The sequence below is a fragment of the Metapseudomonas boanensis genome (assembly GCF_042232855.1).
GTDB lineage: Bacteria > Pseudomonadota > Gammaproteobacteria > Pseudomonadales > Pseudomonadaceae > Metapseudomonas > Metapseudomonas boanensis.
The window spans coordinates 1,190,840-1,212,233 of the sequence record NZ_CP113889.1 but is presented as its reverse complement, the minus strand read 5'-3'; the positions used below and the strand labels follow the sequence as shown (position 1 = coordinate 1,212,233).

General features: G+C 63.9%; 14 protein-coding genes. 13 read left to right on the top strand and 1 reads right to left on the bottom strand.

The features are described from left to right. Positions 1-81: 81 nt before the first annotated feature. The 8 genes from rnr (at position 82) to alr (ending at position 8,591) form a co-directional block, all read left to right on the top strand. Positions 82-2,790, top strand: a complete 2,709-nt coding sequence (gene rnr / locus OXH74_RS05610; RefSeq protein ID WP_375740411.1) for a ribonuclease R — start codon at positions 82-84, stop codon at positions 2,788-2,790. Continuing rightward, positions 2,787-3,536 carry a 23S rRNA (guanosine(2251)-2'-O)-methyltransferase RlmB gene (rlmB, locus tag OXH74_RS05605; RefSeq protein WP_375740410.1) on the top strand — a complete coding sequence of 250 codons (750 nt, stop codon included), beginning with the start codon at positions 2,787-2,789 and terminating at the stop codon, positions 3,534-3,536. Before rnr ends, rlmB begins: the two co-directional genes overlap by 4 nt. A gap of 338 nt (positions 3,537-3,874) precedes the next feature. After that, positions 3,875-4,282 carry a 30S ribosomal protein S6 gene (gene rpsF, locus OXH74_RS05600; RefSeq protein ID WP_215371481.1) on the top strand — a complete coding sequence of 136 codons (408 nt, stop codon included), beginning with the start codon at positions 3,875-3,877 and terminating at the stop codon, positions 4,280-4,282. Between the two features lie 28 nt (positions 4,283-4,310). Next, a complete protein-coding gene (gene rpsR, locus OXH74_RS05595) occupies positions 4,311-4,541 on the top strand; it encodes a 30S ribosomal protein S18 (protein ID WP_016495030.1) in 231 nt (76 codons plus the stop codon). A gap of 34 nt (positions 4,542-4,575) precedes the next feature. Then, entirely contained in the window at positions 4,576-5,469 is an 894-nt protein-coding gene (locus OXH74_RS05590; RefSeq protein WP_375740409.1) for a hypothetical protein, read from the top strand. 21 nt (positions 5,470-5,490) lie between these two features. After that, a complete protein-coding gene (gene rplI / locus OXH74_RS05585) occupies positions 5,491-5,937 on the top strand; it encodes a 50S ribosomal protein L9 (RefSeq protein ID WP_375740408.1) in 447 nt (148 codons plus the stop codon). 112 nt (positions 5,938-6,049) lie between these two features. Continuing rightward, complete coding sequence (gene dnaB / locus OXH74_RS05580) at positions 6,050-7,444, top strand: replicative DNA helicase (protein WP_375740407.1); 1,395 nt, start codon at positions 6,050-6,052, stop codon at positions 7,442-7,444. A 70-nt stretch (positions 7,445-7,514) separates the two neighbouring features. Further along, the gene (alr, locus tag OXH74_RS05575) at positions 7,515-8,591 is read left to right on the top strand and encodes an alanine racemase (RefSeq protein ID WP_375740406.1); all 1,077 of its coding nucleotides are present in this window, start codon (positions 7,515-7,517) and stop codon (positions 8,589-8,591) included. 56 nt (positions 8,592-8,647) lie between these two features. On the opposite strand, the gene OXH74_RS05570 is transcribed toward alr, so the two are convergent. Beyond that, positions 8,648-10,555: a diguanylate cyclase domain-containing protein gene (locus OXH74_RS05570; protein WP_375740405.1), complete on the bottom strand. Its 1,908-nt coding sequence runs from the start codon at positions 10,553-10,555 to the stop codon at positions 8,648-8,650. A 208-nt stretch (positions 10,556-10,763) separates the two neighbouring features. Between OXH74_RS05570 and OXH74_RS05565 the strand changes: the two genes are divergently transcribed. From OXH74_RS05565 to OXH74_RS05545, 5 genes are all read left to right on the top strand, one after another. After that, positions 10,764-13,055 (top strand): YgiQ family radical SAM protein, encoded by a 2,292-nt coding sequence (locus tag OXH74_RS05565; RefSeq protein WP_215371464.1) that lies wholly within the window; start codon positions 10,764-10,766, stop codon positions 13,053-13,055. 458 nt (positions 13,056-13,513) lie between these two features. Further along, positions 13,514-16,801: a DUF2126 domain-containing protein gene (locus OXH74_RS05560; RefSeq protein ID WP_375740404.1), complete on the top strand. Its 3,288-nt coding sequence runs from the start codon at positions 13,514-13,516 to the stop codon at positions 16,799-16,801. Between the two features lie 90 nt (positions 16,802-16,891). Then, positions 16,892-19,390: a circularly permuted type 2 ATP-grasp protein gene (locus tag OXH74_RS05555; protein WP_375740403.1), complete on the top strand. Its 2,499-nt coding sequence runs from the start codon at positions 16,892-16,894 to the stop codon at positions 19,388-19,390. Further along, the gene (locus OXH74_RS05550) at positions 19,390-20,325 is read left to right on the top strand and encodes a transglutaminase N-terminal domain-containing protein (RefSeq protein WP_375740402.1); all 936 of its coding nucleotides are present in this window, start codon (positions 19,390-19,392) and stop codon (positions 20,323-20,325) included. Before OXH74_RS05555 ends, OXH74_RS05550 begins: the two co-directional genes overlap by 1 nt. Positions 20,326-20,495: 170 nt before the next feature. Next, positions 20,496-21,344: a mechanosensitive ion channel family protein gene (locus OXH74_RS05545; RefSeq protein WP_375740401.1), complete on the top strand. Its 849-nt coding sequence runs from the start codon at positions 20,496-20,498 to the stop codon at positions 21,342-21,344. Positions 21,345-21,394 lie beyond the last annotated feature (50 nt).

Below are 21,394 nucleotides of genomic sequence, written 5' to 3'. Positions count from 1 at the left end.
AAAGCTGACCGATAAACGGAATTCGCGCTTCAATAGGCATATGGCAAATCCAACTATGTATGAAAAGGTGATCACCCTTTGATGGCCGATTGGCAGAACCTCGATCCCGAGGCCGCCCGCGAGGCGGAAAAATACGAAAACCCGATTCCCAGCCGTGAACTGATCCTGCAACGCTTGGACGAACGCGGCGCACCGGCCAATCGTGAGCAGCTGGTGGAAGAATTCGGCCTGACCAGCGAAGAGCAGCTGGAGGCCTTGCGCCGTCGACTCCGCGCCATGGAGCGCGATGGCCAGCTTATCTATACCCGTCGCGGCACCTATGCCCCGGTCGACAAGCTCGACCTGATCTGTGGGCGCATCAGTGGCCACCGTGATGGCTTCGGTTTCCTGATTCCCGATGACGGCAGCGATGACCTGTTTCTCAGCCCGGCGCAAATGCGCCTGGTGTTCGACGGCGATCGCGCGTTGGCGCGAGTCGCCGGCCTTGACCGTCGCGGTCGACGCGAGGGCGCATTGGTCGAGATCATCGAGCGCGCCCATGAAACCCTGGTCGGCCGCTTCTTCGAGGAAAGCGGTATCGCCCGGGTGGTGGCCGACAACCCGAAGATCCAGCAGGAAGTGCTGGTACCCAGTGGCAAGCAGGGCGCTGCCAAGCACGGCCAGTTCGTCCAGGTGAAGATCGACCAGTGGCCGAGCAGCTTCCGCCTGGCCCAGGGCGAAGTCGTGGAGATACTGGGTGACTACATGGCGCCCGGGATGGAGATCGAAGTCGCCTTGCGCAGCTACGACATTCCCCATGAATGGCCGCAGGCTGTTATCAAGGAGGCCGCCAAGCTCAAGCCGGAAGTGGTCGAGAAGGACAAGGAAAAGCGCATCGACCTGCGTGAGCTGCCTTTGGTTACCATCGATGGCGAAGATGCCCGCGATTTTGACGATGCCGTTTATGCCGAGGCTCGCAAGGGCGGCGGCTGGCGCCTGATCGTCGCCATCGCCGACGTTTCTCACTATGTGAAAGTGGGGTCGGCGCTGGATGAGGAGGGGGCCAGGCGGGGCAACTCGGTGTACTTCCCCGAGAAGGTCGTGCCGATGCTGCCGGAGGTGCTGTCCAACGGCCTGTGCTCGCTGAATCCGCTGGTGGATCGCCTGGCCATGGTCTGCGACATGACCATTACCCGTGCGGGCAAGCTGACCGGCTATGAGTTCTACGAGGCGGTCATCCATTCCCATGCGCGGCTCACTTACACCAAGGTCAGCCAGTTCCTCGAGACGCCTGAGTCCGCCGAGGCCCAGCAGTTCGGCGAACAGCTGCCGCATCTGGTCAAGCCGCTGCAGCAGCTCTACAAGCTCTATAAAGTGCTCCTCGCTGCGCGCCAGGTGCGTGGCGCGATCGACTTCGAAACCCAGGAGACGCGCATCGTCTTTGGTGCCGATCGCAAGATCCAGGAAATCCTGCCCACCCAGCGCAACGACGCCCACAAACTGATCGAGGAGTGCATGCTGTGCGCCAACGTGGCGACTGCACGCTTCCTGACGCAGCATGAGGTGCCGGCCCTTTACCGTATCCACGAAGGCCCACCGAGCGAACGCCTGGACAAGCTGCGTCAGTTCCTCGCGGAGCTTGGCCTGACGCTCAATCGCGGCAAGGCCGAGCCAACCCCGAGCGACTATCAGGCATTGCTGGAGTCGATCCGTGGGCGCCCGGACTTCCACCTGATCCAGACGGTGATGCTGCGCTCGCTCAGTCAGGCAGTCTACAGCCCGGATAATGAGGGACACTTCGGCCTGAATTACGACGCTTACACCCATTTCACCTCGCCGATCCGCCGTTACCCGGATCTGCTGGTGCATCGCGCCATTCGCAGCGTCATCCGCTCCAAACGGACAACCGAGCATGTGCGTCGTGCCGGTGCGGCAAGCATGGTCAAGGCACGCATCTATCCCTATGACGAGGCCGCCCTGGCCCAGCTTGGCGAACAGTGCTCGATGACCGAGCGCCGTGCGGACGAGGCGACCCGCGACGTCACCAATTGGCTGAAGTGCGAGTACATGCGCGATCGCGTGGGCGAGACTTTCCCCGGCGTGATCTCCGCGGTGACCGGCTTCGGCATCTTCGTCGAGCTGATCGACATCTATGTCGAAGGCCTGGTACATGTCACGGCGCTGCCGGGTGATTACTACCATTTCGACCCCATTCACCATCGCCTTGCCGGCGAGCGTAGTGGTCGTAGCTTCCGTCTCGGCGACACCGTGGAAGTGGTGGTGGCGCGGGTCGACCTGGACGAGCGCAAGATCGATTTCGAGCTGTCCGGAAATGTGCTCAGCGCACCTGTGGGGCGCAAGTCCCGTGGGCCGGAAAAACCCGCCAAGGCGTTGGAAACGCCCCGGACCGGCAAGGGCCGTGGTCGCGGCGCCAAGGCAGCTGCCCGCGCCGCACAGGAAAAGCCACGGCATGATCCGCAGCATTCGACTGCACCTCGTCGGCGCAAGGTCGGGCAAGTGCAGGCGCTGCCGACGGTACCCCCAGAAATGCTCGTACAGGCTGAGGAGATGCTCGGCAACACCGACGTGAACAAGAGCCGTGCATTGAAGCAGGCACTGATCAGCGAGGCCAAGCAAGGCGCCAAGGCCAGCAAAGGTACGCGGCCAGCGCAGAAGGCCCTGGATATGCCAGGCAAGGTCAAGGAAGGGGGCAAGCCGCAAAAGAAGAAGGCCAAAGCCGCCAGTAAACCCTCCAAGCATCGCAAGGGTCCGCCAAAACCCAAGGCGCCCGCTACCAAGGTCAAGAAATGAGTCAGTTGGAAAAGGTCTACGGCGTACATGCCGTGGAAGCGTTGTTGCGTCACCACCCCAAACGCGTCAAGCAGCTCTGGTTGGCCGAAAGTCGGCATGATCCGCGGGTGCAGGTCCTGATCGACCTGGCGACGCAGCACCGCGTTTCGGTTGGTCACAAGGATCGCCACGAGCTGGACGAGTGGGCCGAAGGCGTCCATCAGGGCGTGGTGGCCGAAGTCAGTCCCAGTCAGGTCTGGGGAGAGAACATGCTCGACGAACTGCTTGAGCGTACACCCGGTGCACCGCTGCTGCTGGCGCTAGACGGCGTCACCGACCCGCACAACCTTGGCGCCTGCCTGCGCACCGCCGATGCGGCGGGAGTGCTGGCAGTGATTGTTCCCAAGGATAAATCCGCCACCTTGAACGCTACGGTGCGCAAGGTCGCCTGCGGCGCAGCGGAAGTGATGCCGCTGGTGGCGGTGACCAACCTCTCGCGGACGCTGGAAAAACTGCAGAAGAAAGGCCTCTGGGTCGTTGGTACCGCTGGTGAGGCCGAGCAGGAGGTCTTCCAGCAGGACATGACCGGCCCCACTGTGCTGGTGATGGGGGCAGAGGGCAAGGGCATGCGCCGGCTGACGCGCGAGCATTGCGACTATCTGGTCAAGCTGCCCATGGCGGGTAGCGTCAGCAGCCTCAATGTCTCGGTGGCTACTGGCATCTGCCTGTTCGAGGCGGTTCGCCAGCGCGGTCGTTCCAGCCCCTGAGGCAGCAGACCTTCGGTCTGCTATTGCGAATGCATTCGCTTTCACGCGCCCTCTCCCTTGGGAGGGCGCGGATAGGAGAGGGCGAGCGTCACTCATGGCTCGAACGGCCGGCCCTCCGCTTGCTCGGCAAATGAAATCCCCGACAGGGAAAATTGCCTACTTCGGGGCTGCTCAAATAATCGCCAATTCGCCTTGCACGGTCATCGGGGCTTCTCTAGAATGTCGCCCCTTGCCGTGGGGGCAGGCTTTTTCGCGCCCTCAGCCCGGCAAGCCAAAACGAGACATTCACTCCTTGCCTGACCACAACGTTGGCAGGCTACAACCCGTAAGGAGCATTTATGCGTCATTACGAAATCATCTTCCTGGTTCACCCGGACCAGAGCGAGCAGGTTGGCGGCATGGTTGAGCGCTACACCAAGCTCATCGAAGAAGACGGCGGCAAGATCCATCGCCTCGAAGATTGGGGCCGTCGCCAGCTGGCCTACGCCATCAACAACGTTCACAAGGCTCACTACGTGATGCTGAACGTCGAGTGCAGTGGCAAGGCCCTGGCTGAGCTGGAAGACAACTTCCGCTACAACGATGCCGTTATCCGCAACCTGGTCATCCGTCGCGACGAAGCCATCACCGGCCAGTCCGAGATGCTCAAGGCCGAGGAAAACCGCAGCGAGCGTCGCGAGCGCCGCGACCGCGTTGAGACTGACGCTGTTGCCGAAGGCGACGACAGCGACAACGCTGACGAGTAATCCACGGATCTATTGAGGAGCCACATTCATGGCACGTTTCTTCCGTCGTCGTAAATTCTGCCGTTTCACCGCTGAAGGCGTGAAAGAGATCGACTTCAAAGATCTCAACACCCTGAAGGCCTACGTCTCCGAAACCGGCAAGATCGTTCCGAGCCGTATCACCGGCACCAAAGCCAAGTATCAGCGCCAGCTGGCCACCGCTATCAAGCGTGCCCGCTACCTGGCCCTGCTGCCCTACACCGACAGCCACGGCCGTTGAGACCGGGCGGTCGACTGAGTAAGGGATAGATCACATGCGCGCCCTGGCTGAGTTCATCATGCGCGGTCGTACCCAGGCCACTCTCGTGGTGGCTGGGGCTGCGGCCCTGCCCATGATGTTCTGGCTGAGCGCGGCCGCCGGTAGCCTGGTGCTGCTGCGGCGCGGCATGAACGACGCTGTCGGCATCCTTGCCTGGGCGCTGCTACCGGCTCTTGGCTGGTGGTACTTCGGCGAACCGCGCACCCTCCTGGTGCTGCTCGGCTCGCTCGGACTGGCCCTGGTGTTGCGTTCCAGCGTGTCCTGGACGCGGGTGCTGATGGTTAGCGTGGCGCTCGGGCTGTTGTTCAGCGTGGTGCTGGGCGCGGTGTTCCGCGAGCCCATCGTGGCTATGGCGGGGGAGTTGCAGAAGCTCTTGCCGCAGGTCATGGGGGGTGTCCATCCGCAGTTGTCGGAGGACGAGCGAGCGCGTCTGGATGCCATGATCGCACCGGTCTTGACTGGTTTGATCGCAGCGCTGCTGCAACTGCTTTGCGTGCTGAGCCTGGCGCTTGGCCGCTACTGGCAGGCAGCCTTGTACAACCCGGGTGGTTTCGGGCGTGAAATTCGCGCGCTGAGGCTGCCGCCGGCGCTGAGCTTCGGCTTGCTGGCTGCGATGCTATTAGGCCCGAACCTGGGTCTGGAGCTCGCCATGCTGACGCCGATCTGCAGCGTACCGCTGGCCTTTGCCGGACTGGCCCTGATACACGGGTTGGTCAAGCAGGGTGGGCTGGCTGGTTTTTGGCTCGTAGGGCTGTATGTGTCGCTGCTGCTGTTCATGCAGCTGATCTATCCGTTGCTGGTGGTTTTGGCCATCGTCGACAGTCTGATTGATTTTCGTGGGCGCCAAGCGCGCAAGAACGGCCCTGGCCCCGCGAACGGTGAAGGTTAAAAGTTAAGAGGTAAGACTCAAATGGAAGTCATCCTGCTCGAAAAAATCGCCAACCTGGGCAACCTGGGCGACAAGGTGAACGTCAAGGCCGGTTACGGCCGTAACTACCTGCTGCCGCAAGGCAAGGCCACCGCTGCTACCGCTGAGAACGTTGCTGCGTTCGAAGCTCGCCGCGCTGAACTGGAAAAGCAGGCTGCCGACAAGAAAGCTTCTGCTGAAGCTCGTGCTGCCCAACTGGCCGAACTGGAAGTGACCATCACTGCCAGCGCTGGCGACGAAGGCAAACTGTTCGGCTCCATCGGCACCCACGACATCGCTGACGCCCTGACCGCCTCTGGCGTTCCGGTTGCCAAGGCTGAAGTCCGCCTGCCGAACGGCACCATCCGTCAAGTTGGCGAGTACGACGTTGCTGTGCACCTGCACACCGACGTTGAAGCGACCGTCAAGCTGATCGTGATCGCTGGCTAAGCAAGCCGTCGAGTGGACTTGCACTTGGGTGCAGGGCCGCTAACATCGGGCACGTCATCGCAACAGCGATGCCGTGCCCGATGTCTTTCTACCCCAATATTTTTCCGAGCCCATGAACGATATCTCCGTCCCGGAACAATTCGACCTGCAAACTTCCGCCCTGAAAGTGCCGCCGCACTCCATCGAGGCCGAGCAGGCCGTCCTCGGGGGCCTGATGCTGGACAACAATGCCTGGGAGCGCGTGCTCGACCAGGTGTCCGACGGTGACTTCTATCGCCACGATCATCGGCTGATCTTCCGCGCCATCTTCAAACTGGCCGAACGCAACATGCCATTCGACGTGGTCACCTTGTCAGAGCAACTGGACAAGGAAGGCCAACTGCCCCAGGTCGGCGGACTGGCCTACCTCGGCGAACTGGCGAAGAACACCCCGTCGGTTGCCAACATCAAGGCCTACGCACAGATCATTCGCGAGCGCGCCACCTTGCGCCAGCTGATCGGTATCAGCAACGAGATCGCCGACAGCGCCTATGCGCCGCAGGGCCGCACCGGCGAAGAAATCCTCGATGAAGCCGAGCGTCTGATCTTCCAGATCGCCGAAGCGCGGCCCAAGACCGGCGGTCCAGTCGGCATCAATGACATCCTGGTGAGGGCGATCGATCGGATCGATGAGCTGTTCAACAACGGCGACGCCATCACCGGCCTGTCCACCGGCTTCAACGACCTGGACACCCAGACCAGCGGCCTTCAGCCGGCCGACCTGATCATTGTCGCGGGTCGTCCGTCCATGGGTAAGACCACCTTTGCGATGAACCTGGTCGAGAACGCGCTGATGCGCAGCGACAAGGCGATCCTGGTGTATTCGCTGGAGATGCCTTCTGAATCCATCGTGATTCGTATGCTCGCCTCTCTTGGGCGCATCGACCAGACCAAGGTGCGTGCCGGCCGACTGGACGACGATGATTGGCCGCGCCTGACCTCGGCGGTGAACCTGCTCAACGACCGCAAGCTGTTCATCGACGATACCGCCGGCATCTCACCTTCGGAAATGCGCGCGCGTACCCGCCGCCTTGCCCGCGAGCACGGCGAGATCGGTCTGATCATGGTCGACTACCTGCAGCTCATGCAGATTCCCGGCTCCAGCGGCGACAGCCGGGTCAACGAGATTTCCGAGATCTCCCGCTCGCTCAAGGCCCTGGCCAAAGAGTTCAACTGCCCGGTGATCGCGCTCTCCCAGCTCAACCGCTCGTTGGAACAGCGACCCAACAAGCGTCCGGTGAACTCCGACCTTCGTGAATCGGGAGCGATCGAGCAGGACGCCGACATCATCATGTTCGTGTACCGCGACGAGGTCTATCACCCCGAGACCGAGTACAAGGGCGTTGCCGAGATCATCATCGGCAAGCAGCGTAACGGTCCGATCGGTACCGTTCGCCTGGCCTTCATGGGCAAGTATTCACGCTTTGAGAACCTGGCGCCGGGTGCGTACAACTTCGAAGATGAGTAAGAAGCTGGATCAATGAACGCAGGCGTCCAGGCGGTATGATGGACGCCCGTTTTCGTTCTAGAGCCCGCCCATGCGCCCGCTGATCGCTGCCATCGACCTGTCCGCCATTCGTCACAACTATGCCGTTGCCAAGCGCTGCGCGCCGGGTCGGGAAGCGTTTGCCGTGGTCAAGGCCAATGCCTATGGGCACGGCGTGCGTGAAGTCGTCAGCGTCTTGCACGGTGAGTCGGATGGTTTTGCCGTAGCTTGCCTGGAGGAGGCGGCCGAGGTTCGGGCGCTGGATGACCAGACGCGGATCCTGTTGCTGGAGGGCTGCTTCGAGGCCGTTGAGTATCAGTTGGCCGCACAGCTTGGCCTCGACGTCGTGGTGCAGGGCAGCGAGCAGGTTGCTGCGCTGCTGGCCGCTCCGCTCAGCCGGCCGCTGAACGTCTGGCTCAAACTCGATTCCGGCATGCATCGCCTGGGATTCGGCGAGGACGAGTTGCGCCATTGCCATGCGCGCCTGAGGGGCACCCCTCAAGTCGCCGAACTCAACCTGATCAGCCACTTCGCCTGCGCCGACCTGCGCGGCCACGAGCTCAACGAGCGGCAGCTGGAAAGCTTCCTCGGCCTGCTGGAGCTGGATTTCGACCGGCGCAGCCTGGCCAACTCGGCGGCGATCCTGACCATGCCCGCAGCCCATATGGACTGGGTGCGCCCCGGCATCATGCTCTATGGTGCCAGCCCCTTCGCAGATATCAGCGCCCATGAACTGGGGCTCAAGCCAGCCATGAGCCTGAGCGCGAAGCTGATTGCAGTACGTGAGGTGCCGATGGGCGAGAGCGTCGGTTATGGCGCGACGTGGGAAGCCGCGCGACCGTCGCGCATTGGCACCGTCAGCTGCGGCTATGCCGATGGCTATCCGCGCCATGCGCCCAGTGGCACCCCGGTGATCGTCAATGGCCAGCGCGTGCCTCTGGCCGGACGCGTTTCCATGGACATGCTGGCCGTGGACCTGACAGACCTTCCGAGCGCCGTCGTGGGCGACCCGGTCGAGCTCTGGGGGGCACAGTTGCCCGTAGATGAGCTGGCAGCGGCGTGCGGTACCATCGGCTACGAGTTGCTGACCAAGGTGACGGCCCGGGTGCCGCGCCGTTACCTGGCCTAAGTAAGGTCATGCACATAGCCTGTGGGGGCGAATTCATTTCCTAGGCAGGCCTGCCCTCACAGCAACCCGCTGCGAATCCTCAGGACATCGAGCTGCAGATTGCTTTCCGCAGAGTGCTCACCGTCTTCGCCGAATACGGCCACGCCCGAGCGGCCGTGGGCCTTGACCTTGTAGAGGGCGCGGTCCGCAGTCTGGTACAGGCCGGCGAACTGGCTGGAGTGACGAGGGAACAAGGCCACGCCGATGCTGATGCTCACGACCAGCTCCTCGTCGCCGTAGACCACCGGGGCGGCCAGCTCCTCCAGCAGGCGCCGGGCAAGCTCGCGCGCCTGTAGCTCGGCATCCGGCCCGCAAATCAGTACGGCGAATTCGTCGCCACCCAATCGCGCCACGGCATCGCCGCCGCGTACGTGCTCACGCAGGCGCTGCCCGGTGATGCGCAGCATCAGGTCGCCGGCATCATGGCCGAAACGGTCATTGATTGGCTTGAAATGGTCGAGATCGATCAGCATCAGGGCAAGCGATTCCTCATTGCGCTTGGCACTGGAGAGGGCCGATTCGGTACGCTCGATCAAATAACGGCGATTCGGCAGCTCGGTCAGGGCATCGTGGAAGGCCGCATGTTCGAGCGCCCGTTCACGTTCGCACAGGCGTTGGTTGGCTGCTGCCAGTTCAGCCGTACGGGTGGTGACGGCCGCCTGCAACTCGTCCGCGCTGGCCTGCATCTGTGCCAGGCGTGCGGCCTTCTCGCGGTCGGCCTGTTCCAGCGCGGCAGCTTTTTCCTGTTTGAGCATCTGGATGCGGTAGGCAAGGGCGAAGGAGAACAGGATCGACTCGGCGGCGATGGCCACCGGGAACATGTAGGCGGTGAAATTGATCGGCTGGATGATGCCGGCTGCGCGCATCACCAGGACTGCAGTGCTGACCAGCACCGTGCCGTAGCCCAGCAGGTAGAAGCGTGCCGGGATGAAGCCCTGGCGCCAGCGGATGACGGCGATGATCAGGGCCGTGGGCACCGTCACGATTGGTGTTACGGCGATCAGGACGGCACCCTCGGCGCGGTAGCCGAAGAAGTTGATCAGGATGGCGACGGCGTAGAGCGCACAGGCGACATTGAATAGTCGATCAGCCCAGCGCAAGCCTCGCTGTGCGCAGAGCAGTTCCTGGGTGAAACGCATCACGAAGATGCCCCAGAGCGAGGGCAGGGTAATGCGGTCCAGCCATACCGGCACTGGCGCGTCGGACCAGAAATACTGGAAGCCGTGGCCAGTCATGCTGAGGATGAACACCAGCGCGCTGCCGGTGGCCAGCACGTACCAGAGGTAAGCGCGGTCACGCAGCGCAATGAGGATGAACAGGTTGTACAGCAGCAGCGCCAGGATCACGCCATAGACCAGGCCGAAGCCGAGGTTCTCGCCGGCCTTCAGTTCCTTGAGGTCATCCAGTTGCCAGATCTTCAGCGGGAACGAGTTGCCCGCCGGGTCATAGCTGCGGAAGTACAGGGTGAGCGGTTGGCCCTCGATCTCCGGGAGCTGGAACAGCATGCGCCGATAGGAATAGTCGCGCGTCCGGGCAAAGGGCTGGGCCTCGCTGGACTCCCGCTCCGCCCAGCCACCCTGGCCGTCCGGCAGGTAGAGCTGGACGCGCTGGACGGTGATGCCCGAGTTCTCCAGCCACCATTGCTTTGGCGCTTCGGGGCTGCGGGTCAGCTGTACCCTGACCCACCAGACGCTCCGACTCTGGCCCACGCTGGCGCGACCGGCTGCTGGCGTGAATCGCTGCTGCACCTCGGGCCGGCCCATGTCGGCGATCCCAAGGCTGCCGTCCGGGTCTTCGAGCAGCTCGATGTAAGCATTCAGGGACTCGCCGCTGCTGCCCGGGGTCAGTTCGATGGCCGCCAGTGCAGGCACGTTGGTGCCAAGCCAGCAAAGTAGCAGGAACAGTGAAATGGTCAGGCGTGACACCGCACATGCTCCTTGTTGGTGACGACTTGTTCGGCGTGGCGGGCGGCAATTTGGCAGGAGTATAGCGACCTGCAGGAACTGTGATCACAGGGCGGTCGATGAACGTCCAGCTTGTGGGTTGGCACGCAGAAACCTAGCGTAGGCGTCGGATTTGCTCAAAATTTGTGCTATATTTCGCGCCCCGTGAAAAGCCCGCTGGTCAAAAAATATGCAAGCTGCGAAGCCCCTGTTCGACTATCCGAAGTACTGGGCCGAGTGTTTCGGTCCTGCACCTTTCCTCCCGATGAGCCGGGAAGAAATGGATCAGCTCGGCTGGGATTCCTGCGACATCATCATCGTGACCGGCGATGCTTACGTTGATCACCCGTCCTTCGGCATGGCCATCATCGGCCGTCTGCTGGAAGCGCAGGGCTTCCGCGTGGGCATCATCGCCCAGCCTGACTGGCGCTCGAAGGACGACTTCATGAAGCTCGGCGAGCCGAATCTGTTCTTCGGCGTGGCGGCGGGCAACATGGACTCCATGATCAACCGCTACACCGCGGACAAGAAGATCCGCTCCGACGACGCCTATACGCCCGGCGGCATGGCCGGCAAGCGTCCGGATCGCGCCAGCCTGGTCTACAGCCAGCGCTGCAAGGAAGCCTACACTCACGTGCCGGTGGTGCTCGGTGGCATCGAGGCGTCCCTGCGCCGTATCGCCCACTACGACTACTGGCAGGACAAGGTGCGTCGCTCCATCCTGATGGATGCCACCGCCGACATTCTTCTATACGGCAACGCCGAACGCGCCGTGGTCGAGATCGCCCAGCGCCTCTCCTACGGACAGAAGATCGAAGATATCACCGATGTGCGTGGCACCGCTTTCCTGCGCCGCGACACCCCCGAGGGCTGGTTCGAGATCGACTCCACCCGCATCGATCGTCCGGGCAAGATCGACAAGATCATCAATCCCTACGTCAACACACAGGACACCGCCGCCTGCGCCATCGAGCAGGAGAAGGGGGCGGCCGGCGAAGACCCGCAGGAAGCCAAGGTCATCGAACTGCTGCCCAACCCGCGGCTGACCCGCGACAAGACCGTGATCCGCCTGCCGTCCTTCGAGAAGGTGCGCAATGACCCGGTGCTCTACGCCCACGCCAACCGCGTATTGCACCTGGAAACCAACCCCGGCAACGCCCGCGCCCTGGTACAGCGGCATGGCGAGGTGGATGTCTGGTTCAATGCGCCGCCGATCCCCATGACCACCGAGGAGATGGACTACGTCTTCGGCATGCCCTATGCCCGCGTCCCGCACCCAGCTTACGGCAAGGAGAAGATCCCGGCCTACGAGATGATCCGCTTCTCGGTGAACATCATGCGCGGCTGCTTTGGCGGCTGTACCTTCTGCTCGATCACCGAGCACGAAGGCCGCATCATCCAGAACCGTTCGGAAGAGTCCATCATCCGCGAGATCGAAGAGATCCGCGACAAGGTCCCCGGCTTTACTGGCGTCATCTCCGACCTCGGTGGGCCGACCGCCAACATGTACCGAATTGCGTGCAAGAGCCCGGAGATCGAGAAGCACTGCCGCAAGCCGTCCTGTGTATGGCCGGGCATCTGCGAGAACCTCAATACCGACCACTCGGCGCTGATCCAGCTGTACCGCTCGGCCCGCGCGCTGCCCGGAGTGAAAAAAATCCTCATCGCCTCCGGCCTGCGCTATGACCTGGCCGTGGAGTCGCCGGAGTACGTCAAGGAGCTGGTGACCCACCACGTCGGCGGCTACCTGAAAATCGCCCCGGAACATACCGAGGAAGGGCCTCTGGGCAAGATGATGAAGCCCGGCATCGGCTCCTATGACCGCTTCAAGCAGATGTTCGAGAAATACTCGAAGGAAGCGGGCAAGGAGCAGTACCTGATCCCGTACTTCATCGCCGCCCATCCCGGTACCACGGACGAGGACATGATGAACCTCGCCCTCTGGCTCAAGCGCAACGGCTTCCGTGCCGACCAGGTGCAGGCCTTCTACCCCTCGCCCATGGCCAGTGCCACCGCGATGTACCACTCGGGCAAGAACCCGCTGCGCAAGGTCACCTACAAGAGCGAAGGGGTGAAAATCGTCAAGAGCGAGGAGCAACGCCGGCTGCACAAGGCCTTCCTGCGCTACCACGATCCCAAGGGCTGGCCGATGCTGCGCGAGGCGCTCGAGCGCATGGGGCGCGGCGACCTGATCGGCAACGGCAAGCACCAGCTTATCCCGGCCTATCAGCCGGCCACTGACGAGTACCACAGCGCCCGCCGCAAGAACTCGACCCCGGCTGGCAGCAAGAAGGTCGGCAAGGCGATGTTGACCCAGCACACCGGCTTGCCGCCACGCGGCAGTGACGGCAGCAATCCCTGGGACAAGCGCGAGCAGGCCAAGGCCGCCGCCTTCGCCCGCAAGCAGGCCGAGAACAAGGCCGCAGCCGCGGAGAAAGGCGGCAAGAAAAAGCCCGGAAAGCGGCCAGCCGCGCCACGGTGATGAGAACGCCAGCCATCGGGCTGGCGTTTTTGTTTGGAGGCGACCCCTCTCCCCAACCCCTCTTCCTGAAGCTGACCGGGTGCCTCGCGCCGAGGCTCTCGAGCAGCGTTGCGTGGCTCAGTGCCGTGCTGGGCGCCGTATCAACCTCGGCACGGCCCATTTCCCTCTCCTCTTCGGGGCGAGGGTCGGGCTTCAATCCCAGCATTCCCCCCAAGATGCTTATGCCCAATCGGCCTAAACAGTCACCCAGGAATTCCTTTCTCCTTCATCTTTGGCCGCTAGGCTGGAAGGGCGGCTGACTCTCCGACGAACCATTCTTGTGCGGCCGGGTCATCAGGGGGCAGGTGTGGCCCTGTCCTGGTGCCTGCAAGGGTCGGAACCGCCGCAAATCCATACTTGGGCGCTGGCACAAGTCTTGCCCGCTCCCGGATATCGCCCAGGCTCGCAGGAGGCCCGCCGTGTCGATCCATGTCGCACTGCATCACGTCACTCACTATCGCTACGACCGGGAGGTCAATCTCGGTCCGCAGATCATCCGTCTGCGTCCCGCGCCCCACAGTCGTACGCGGATCCTCGGCTATTCACTGAAAGTGGCGCCCGGCAAGCACTTCATCAACTGGCAGCAGGATCCACAAGGCAACTACCTGGCGCGCCTGGTGTTCCCGGAGAAAACCCGGGAGCTGAAGGTCGAGGTGGACCTGGTCGCCGAAATGGCGGTGTTCAACCCCTTCGATTTCTTCCTCGAGCCCTATGCCGAGCAGATTCCCTTCACCTACACCGCCGATGAGCGGCGTGAGCTGGCGCCTTACCTGAGTTGCTTGCCGGCCACGCCGCTGTTCGCCGACTATCTGGCCGGCATCGACCTCACACCCAAGGGCAGCGTCGACTTCCTGGTGGCGCTGAACCAGCGTCTGGCCCGGGATATCCGCTACCTGATCCGCATGGAGCCTGGCGTGCAGACGCCTGAGGAAAGCCTGGAAAAGGCTTCCGGCTCCTGCCGCGACTCCGCCTGGCTACTGGTGCAACTGATGCGTCACCTTGGTCTGGCGGCGCGCTTTGTGTCCGGCTACCTGATCCAGCTCACCGCCGACCAGAAATCCCTCGATGGCCCCAGCGGTACTGAAGTGGACTTCACCGACCTGCATGCCTGGTGCGAGGTGTACCTGCCGGGCGCGGGTTGGATCGGCCTGGACCCCACCTCCGGCCTGTTCGCCGGCGAAGGCCACATCCCCCTGGCCTGCAGCCCGGAGCCGTCCTCGGCGGCTCCGATCACAGGCGGTGTTGACGAGTCCGAATGCGAGTTCTCCCATGAAATGCGCGTCGAGCGGGTCTGGGAAGCGCCAAGGGTGACCAAGCCCTACAGCGAGGAGCAGTGGCAGGCGATCCGTGCGCTGGGCGAACGCATCGACGCCGACCTCGCGCGCGGGGACGTGCGCCTGACCATGGGCGGCGAGCCCACCTTCATCACCATCGACTACCCCGACGACCCCGAGTGGAACACTGCCGCCCTGGGACCGCACAAGCGCCGCCTGGCCGCCGAGCTTTTCCATCGCCTGCGCGGGCATTACGCCCCTGAAGGCCTAGTGCATTTCGGCCAGGGCAAGTGGTACCCCGGCGAGCAGCTGCCGCGTTGGTCCCTGAACTGCTACTGGCGCCGCGATGGCGAGCCGATCTGGCAGGACCCGGAGCTCCACGCGGACGAGTCGCGCAGTTACGGTGCCGACAATGACCTGGCGGCGCGCTTTCTCCGTAGCGTCGCCGGCCGCCTGGGGCTTTCCGGGGAATCCCTGTTTCCGGCCTTTGAGGACTGGTTCTACTACCTCTGGCGCGAGCGCAAGCTGCCGGCAAACGTCACCCCCGAGGATGCCCGTCTGGCGGACCCGCTGGAGCGCGAGCGCCTGCGCAAGGTGTTCGAGCGAGGCTTGGGCGAGGTGGTCGGCCAGGTCCTGCCGCTGGCGCGCAGTCCCGACGGCAATGCGTGGGAAAGCGGCCGCTGGTTCCTGCGCGACGAGTATTGCCGGCTGATTCCCGGCGATTCGCCCCTGGGCTATCGCCTGCCACTGGACTCTCAACCATGGGCTCGCGAGGCCGATTATCCCTATGTGAATCCCGCCGACCCTGGCCAGGCATTCCCGCCTCTGCGCCAGGCCGCGCAGCTCCGCCAGCAACTGCGCGAGGGAGGACCGCAGGCTCGCTCCGGCGAGCGCGAGCCGCAGCGGCACCAATCGGCTGGCTGGATCACCCGCACGGCGCTCTGTGCCGAGCCGCGCGAGGGGCGGCTGTACCTGTTCATGCCGCCGCTGGCCGAGCTGGAAAGCTACCTGGAGCTGGTGGCGGCTATCGAGGCCACTGCCGGTGAGCTTGGCTGCCCGGTATTGCTGGAAGGTTACGAGCCGCCCAGCGATCCGCGGCTGGTCAATTTCCGCGTTACCCCGGACCCGGGCGTGATCGAGGTGAATATCCACCCCTCGGCCAACTGGGAAGAGCTGGTAGAGCGCACCGAGTTCCTCTATGAGGCGGCCCGGAAATCCCGCCTTTCCAGTGAGAAGTTCATGGTCGACGGCCGACATGTCGGCACCGGTGGTGGCAACCACTTCGTGCTCGGCGGCGCCACTCCGGCGGATTCTCCCTTCCTGCGTCGCCCCGACCTGCTGCGCAGCCTGATCAGTTACTGGCACAATCACCCGTCGCTGTCGTACCTCTTTTCCGGCCTCTTCATCGGCCCAACCTCCCAGGCTCCGCGGGTGGACGAGGCGCGCAACGATGCCCTCTACGAGCTGGAAATCGCTTTCCAGCAGATGCCCGATCCTGGCGCCGACTGCCCGCCCTGGCTGGTGGATCGGCTGTTGCGCAACCTGCTGGTAGACGTCACGGGCAACACCCACCGCGCCGAGTTTTGCATCGACAAGCTCTACTCGCCGGACAGCAGCACTGGCCGTCTGGGCCTGCTGGAGCTGCGGGCGTTCGAGATGCCACCTCATGCACGCATGAGCCTGGCCCAGCAGCTCCTGCTGCGCGGCATGGTGGCGCGCTTCTGGGACGAGCCCTACCAGCCGTCCAAGTTGGCGCGCTGGGGTACGGAGCTGCACGATCGCTTCCTGTTGCCACATTTTGTCCAGCAGGACTTCGAAGACGTGGTCCACGAGTTCAATACGGCAGGCTATCCGCTGCGCGCCGAATGGTTCGCCCCACACTTCGAGTTCCGTTTCCCCAAATACGGCGACTATTCGGTAAAGGGTATCGACCTGGAGTTGCGCCAGGCCCTGGAACCTTGGCATGTACTGGGCGAGGAGGGCGCCGTGGGGGGCGCCGTGCGCTACGTGGACTCTTCGCTGGAGCGGGTGCAGCTCAAGGTCACCGGCATGGCGCCGGACCGTTACGTGGTGACCTGCAACGGTGAACCAGTGCCGCTAAGACCCACCGGTCGGGTCGGCGAGTTCGTCGCCGGAGTACGCTACCGCGCCTGGCAGCCGGCCTCCTGCCTGCAGCCGACCATCGGCGTACAGGTGCCGCTGGTGTTCGACATCGTCGATACCTGGATGCAGCGCTCGCTCGGCGGATGCCAGTACCATGTAGCCCACCCTGGCGGGCGCAGCTACGACAGCTTCCCGGTGAATGCCTATGAGGCCGAGAGTCGGCGCCTGGCGCGCTTCTTCCGCCATGGGCACACTCCGGGCAAGCGCGAAGTGAGCCAGCCCAGGGTCAATGATGAGCTGCCGATGACCCTGGACCTGCGCCGCATCTAGGGCCAACGAACAGAGTCCGGTCAGCGATTGTCTGACCGGGCGCTTCGCCGTCCGCTAAAGTGTTCAAGCCTCCACTCTGCCGAGCCTTCGATGTCCGACCTGCTAGCCGACTACCCGCTGACCCCCGCGGCCTACCACGAACTGCTGGATGCCGATGGATCGGTGCGCCCGCACTGGCAGCGCCTGTTCCAGCAGCTGGTACGCAGCAGCCCGGCGCAGCTGCGCCAGCGCCAGGAGCTGTTGGCGCGGCAGATCCAGGAGAACGGCGTCACTTACAACGTCTACGCCGACCCCAAGGGTACTGACCGCCCCTGGGAGCTGGACCTGCTGCCCAATCTGCTTTCGGCCGAGGATTGGCAACCCATCGCCGCCGGTGTGGCGCAGCGTGCGCATCTGCTAAACGCCGTGCTGGCCGACCTCTATGGCGAGCAGCACCTATTGGCCGAAGGGCTTTTGCCCAGCGAGCTGGTCTTTGGCCATCCCAACTTCCTTTGGCCCTGCCAGGGCGTGCAGCCACCCGGTGGCATCTTCCTGCACAGCTATGCGGTGGATCTGGCTCGCGACGCCGACGGCCGCTGGCATGTGCTTGCCGACCGGACCCAAGCGCCCTCCGGCGCCGGCTACGCGCTGGAAAACCGGCAGATCGTCTCCCGCGCGCTGCCCGAGCTGTACCGCGACCTGCGCGTGCAGTACCTCGCCGGTTACTTTCGTACGCTCCAGGAAACCCTGATCCGCCAGGCCCCTAGCGACGGCGAGACGCCGTTGGTGGTACTGCTGACCCCGGGACGCTTCAACGAAACCTACTTCGAGCACCTCTACCTTGCGCGCCAGCTCGGTTTCCCACTGGTGGAAGGGCACGACCTGACGGTGCGTGACGCCACCCTCTACCTCAAGACGCTCGGCGGCCTGAAACGCGTGCACGCGGTGCTGCGTCGCCTTGATGATGATTATTGCGACCCGCTGGAACTGCGCACCGACTCGGCCCTGGGCGTTCCCGGCCTGCTGGACGCAGTGCGCCAGGGGCGCGTGCTGGTGGCCAATGCCCTGGGCAGCGGCGTGCTGGAATCGCCGGGTCTGCTCGGCTTCCTGCCGCGTATCAGCCAGCGGTTGTTCGGCGAGGACCTGTCATTGCCCTCGGTCGCCACCGGCTGGTGCGGTCAACCGCAGGTGCTCGGTCGGGCGCTGGAAGACCTGGATGGGCTGGTGGTCAAACCGGCCTTCCCCTCGCAGAGCTTCGAGCCGCTGTTCGGCCATGCCCTCGACGCCGATGCCCAGGCCGCACTGCGCAAGCGCCTACGGGCGCATCCCCATGCCTATGTTACCCAGCGCATGGCGCAGCTTTCCCAGGCACCGGTGTGGCAGGGCGATAATGAGCGTGGCGAACTGCAATCGCGTGCCATCGGCATGCGTGTGTTCGCCGTGGCTGGTAGTGATGGCAATTACTGGGTCATGCCCGGCGGGCTTACGCGGGTGGCCTCGGAGGCTGATGCCGAAGTGGTCTCCATGCAGCGCGGTGGCGCCAGCAAGGACACCTGGGTGCTGGCTGATCGCCCCGTGGCCGGCGAACCGCTGCGCCCGCGCACCCTCGGCGTGCGCGACCTGATCCGCCAGGACCCTTACCTGCCCTCGCGGGTGGTGGAAAACCTCTACTGGTTCGGTCGCTATGGCGAGCGCTGCGACGACGGCGCGCGGCTGTTGCGAGTGGTGCTGTCGCGCTATGTCGACGCCGATGGCGACGAGCAGGCGCTGCAATCGGCCCTGCAACTGGCATCGGCCATCGGCCTGCTGCCCAAGGGCGACGAGCCGCTGGAGCAGCGCTTGCTGGCCGCCTTGCTCGATGATGAGTGGCCGAGCAGCGTCAGCGCGAACCTGCGCCGCTTGCACTGGGCGGCAGCCCAGGTGCGCGGGCGCCTATCGCGAGAGAACTGGCACGCGGTGCTGGAGCTGCACCGCGAGGCTCAGGCGCTGGACCCCGAGCGAACGGACCTTGGTGAGGCGCTGGACTTCCTCAACCGCTTGCTGATGTCGCTGGCGGCTTTGTCCGGCTTCGCCCTCGACGACATGACACGCGACGACGGCTGGCGCTTCCTGATGATCGGCCGGCGCATCGAGCGCGTGCAGTTCTTTGCCGAAAGCATCGCCGGCTTCCTCGAAGGCGGCGCCGCCTGGGATCCCGTAGCCCTCGAATGGCTGCTGGAGCTGGGTAACAGCACCATCACCTACCGCTCGCGCTACCTGGCCTCGCCGCAGCTGATCCCGGTCCTGGACCTGCTCCTGCTGCATGAGCAGAACCCGCACGCCCTGCGCTTCCAGCTACAAGCCCTGGAGCGCTCCCTGGGGCGCCTGCACTTGGAGTTCGGCGCCCCGCAGGAGCTGATGCTCAGCGGCCTGATCGGGCGTCTGCTGGCCTTCGACCTCGGCACTCTGGAGAACCCGCTGTTCGGCGAAGACAGCCTGGACGAAGTGCTCACGGGCCTCTCAGGCCTGCTGCGGGAGATCGCACAGAACGTCGGACAGGTCTCCGATCGCCTCGGATTGCGCTATTTTGCCCACGTCGACGATGTCAGCCAGCAAACGGTATCCACCTGATGCACGCGCAAGCCCACGCCATCGCCCCTGCCCAGGGCGCTCGCTACCAGGTGTTCCATGACACCCATTACCACTATTCGGCGGCGGTTTCGCTGTCGCAGCAGTTGCTGCACCTCTGGCCGCGCGACTGCCCGTGGCAGTGCTGCACGGGCCGTGAACTGCTGATCAACCCCGAGCCGACGTTGCGCCACGATGTGCTCGACGTGTTCGGCAACCCGCTGACGCGCCTCGCATTCGAGCGGCCCCATGACGAGCTGCAGGTCAACACGCGCCTGCAGGTGGAAGTGCTGCCCCATGGGACATTGGATCTTGCTGCTTCACCGGCCTGGGAGCAGGTTCCGGCGACTCTGGCCTATACCGGTCGCGCGCTGAAATCTGCCGAACTGGAGGCGTGTCGCTTCCGTGTCGAGTCGCCCTACGTGCGCATCAAACGCCAGTTCGCCGAGTTCGCCGCCGGCTGCTTCCCGGCTGGCCGGCCGTTACTGCAAGGCACGGCGGCGCTGATGGAGAAGATTTTCAGCGAGTTCGCCTTCGATGCCGAAGCCACCCAGGTGGCGACGCCCCTGACCGAAGTACTGGAACGCCGCCGAGGCGTCTGCCAGGACTTCGCCCACCTGATGCTCGCCTGTCTGCGCTCCCGCGGCCTGGCAGCGCGCTATGTCAGCGGCTACCTGCTGACCCAGCCGCCCCCCGGCCAGCCCCGCCTGATCGGCGCTGACGCGTCCCACGCCTGGGTGTCGGTCTACTGCCCGCACAATGGCTGGGTGGATTTCGACCCTACGAACAACATCCTGCCGAACCTGGAACACATCACCCTGGCCTGGGGCCGCGACTTCTCCGATGTTTCGCCCCTGCGCGGGGTCATCCTCGGCGGCGGCAACCACGACCCCGAGGTACGGGTGACGGTCATGCCGCTGTGGGAACTGGCGGTCTGACTCGCCGGATAATCTTGTAGGAGCGAGCTTGCTCGCGAACCGACGTGCCTCAGGCTGTTCGCGAGCAAGAACTCGGCGTCCCCCTCGCTCGCTCCTACAAGAGCACCGGGCACTTTGCCGAGGCCGTGCTAGCTTTCTCCGGGTCACTTTCCTACTGCAGGTGCTTTGCCATGGATGAAACGAACATCGTCAACGCAGGTACGGAGAAGGTCAGCGCGTTCATGACCATGGTCACGCAATACGCGACCACCTTCGGCATCAAGATCCTTGTCGCCATCGCCTTCTGGGTGGTCGGTCGCTGGCTGATCGGCTTTGCCGTCGGCCTGGTGCAGCGCTCACTCGAGCGGCAGAAAGTCGATCCTACCGTGCTGCGTTACGTCGGCTCCTTCATCACGGTGACCCTGAACATCCTGTTGGTGGTGGGCATTCTCGGCTACTTCGGCATCCAGACCACCAGCCTGGCGGCGCTGATCGCTGCGGTGGGCCTGGCCATCGGCATGGCCTGGTCGGGCCTGCTGGCCAACCTGGCGGCGGGTGGCTTCATCATCGTGCTGCGACCGTTCAAGGTCGGTGACTTCATCAGCGCTGGGGGTGTGACTGGCACTGTCAAGGAAATCGGCCTGTTTGCCACCGCGATCAATACGCCGGACAATGTGATGACCCTGGTGGGCAACAACAAGATCTTCAGCGACAACATCCAGAACTTTACGCATAACGCCTTCCGCCGCGTTGAGCTTAAGGCCCAGCTGTCCGGTGCTGCCGATTACCAGGCAGCCATCGCGGTCCTCAAACAGCGCATTGCAGCTGTTCCCAATGTGCTCAGCGACCCGCCGGTGGATGTGGAGATCCTCGAGTTCAACCTGGTCGGTCCGGTGCTGGCTGTGCGCCCCCACTGCCACAACGACAACTACTGGCAGGTGTATTTCGATACCAATCGCATCATCAAGGACGCCCTGGGCGCCGACTTCCCCGCACCGATGCCGGCCCAGACCGTGATCGTGCAGCAGGCGCAGGGGTAGGGCACCTAATACTCTCTGGCACCTGCCAACCCCTCTCCCGTCGGGAGAGG

What these genes read in the sequence shown, in the direction of transcription:
- rpsF (WP_215371481.1), top strand. Translation starts at nt 3,875, where the DNA reads ATGCGTCATTACGAAATCATCTTCCTGGTTCACCCGGACCAGAGCGAG.
- OXH74_RS05550 (WP_375740402.1), top strand. Translation starts at nt 19,390, where the DNA reads ATGCACGCGCAAGCCCACGCCATCGCCCCTGCCCAGGGCGCTCGCTAC.
- rpsR (WP_016495030.1), top strand. Translation starts at nt 4,311, where the DNA reads ATGGCACGTTTCTTCCGTCGTCGTAAATTCTGCCGTTTCACCGCTGAA.
- rlmB (WP_375740410.1), top strand. Translation starts at nt 2,787, where the DNA reads ATGAGTCAGTTGGAAAAGGTCTACGGCGTACATGCCGTGGAAGCGTTG.
- dnaB (WP_375740407.1), top strand. Translation starts at nt 6,050, where the DNA reads ATGAACGATATCTCCGTCCCGGAACAATTCGACCTGCAAACTTCCGCC.
- rplI (WP_375740408.1), top strand. Translation starts at nt 5,491, where the DNA reads ATGGAAGTCATCCTGCTCGAAAAAATCGCCAACCTGGGCAACCTGGGC.
- rnr (WP_375740411.1), top strand. Translation starts at nt 82, where the DNA reads ATGGCCGATTGGCAGAACCTCGATCCCGAGGCCGCCCGCGAGGCGGAA.
- OXH74_RS05590 (WP_375740409.1), top strand. Translation starts at nt 4,576, where the DNA reads ATGCGCGCCCTGGCTGAGTTCATCATGCGCGGTCGTACCCAGGCCACT.
- OXH74_RS05565 (WP_215371464.1), top strand. Translation starts at nt 10,764, where the DNA reads ATGCAAGCTGCGAAGCCCCTGTTCGACTATCCGAAGTACTGGGCCGAG.
- OXH74_RS05545 (WP_375740401.1), top strand. Translation starts at nt 20,496, where the DNA reads ATGGATGAAACGAACATCGTCAACGCAGGTACGGAGAAGGTCAGCGCG.
- alr (WP_375740406.1), top strand. Translation starts at nt 7,515, where the DNA reads ATGCGCCCGCTGATCGCTGCCATCGACCTGTCCGCCATTCGTCACAAC.
- OXH74_RS05555 (WP_375740403.1), top strand. Translation starts at nt 16,892, where the DNA reads ATGTCCGACCTGCTAGCCGACTACCCGCTGACCCCCGCGGCCTACCAC.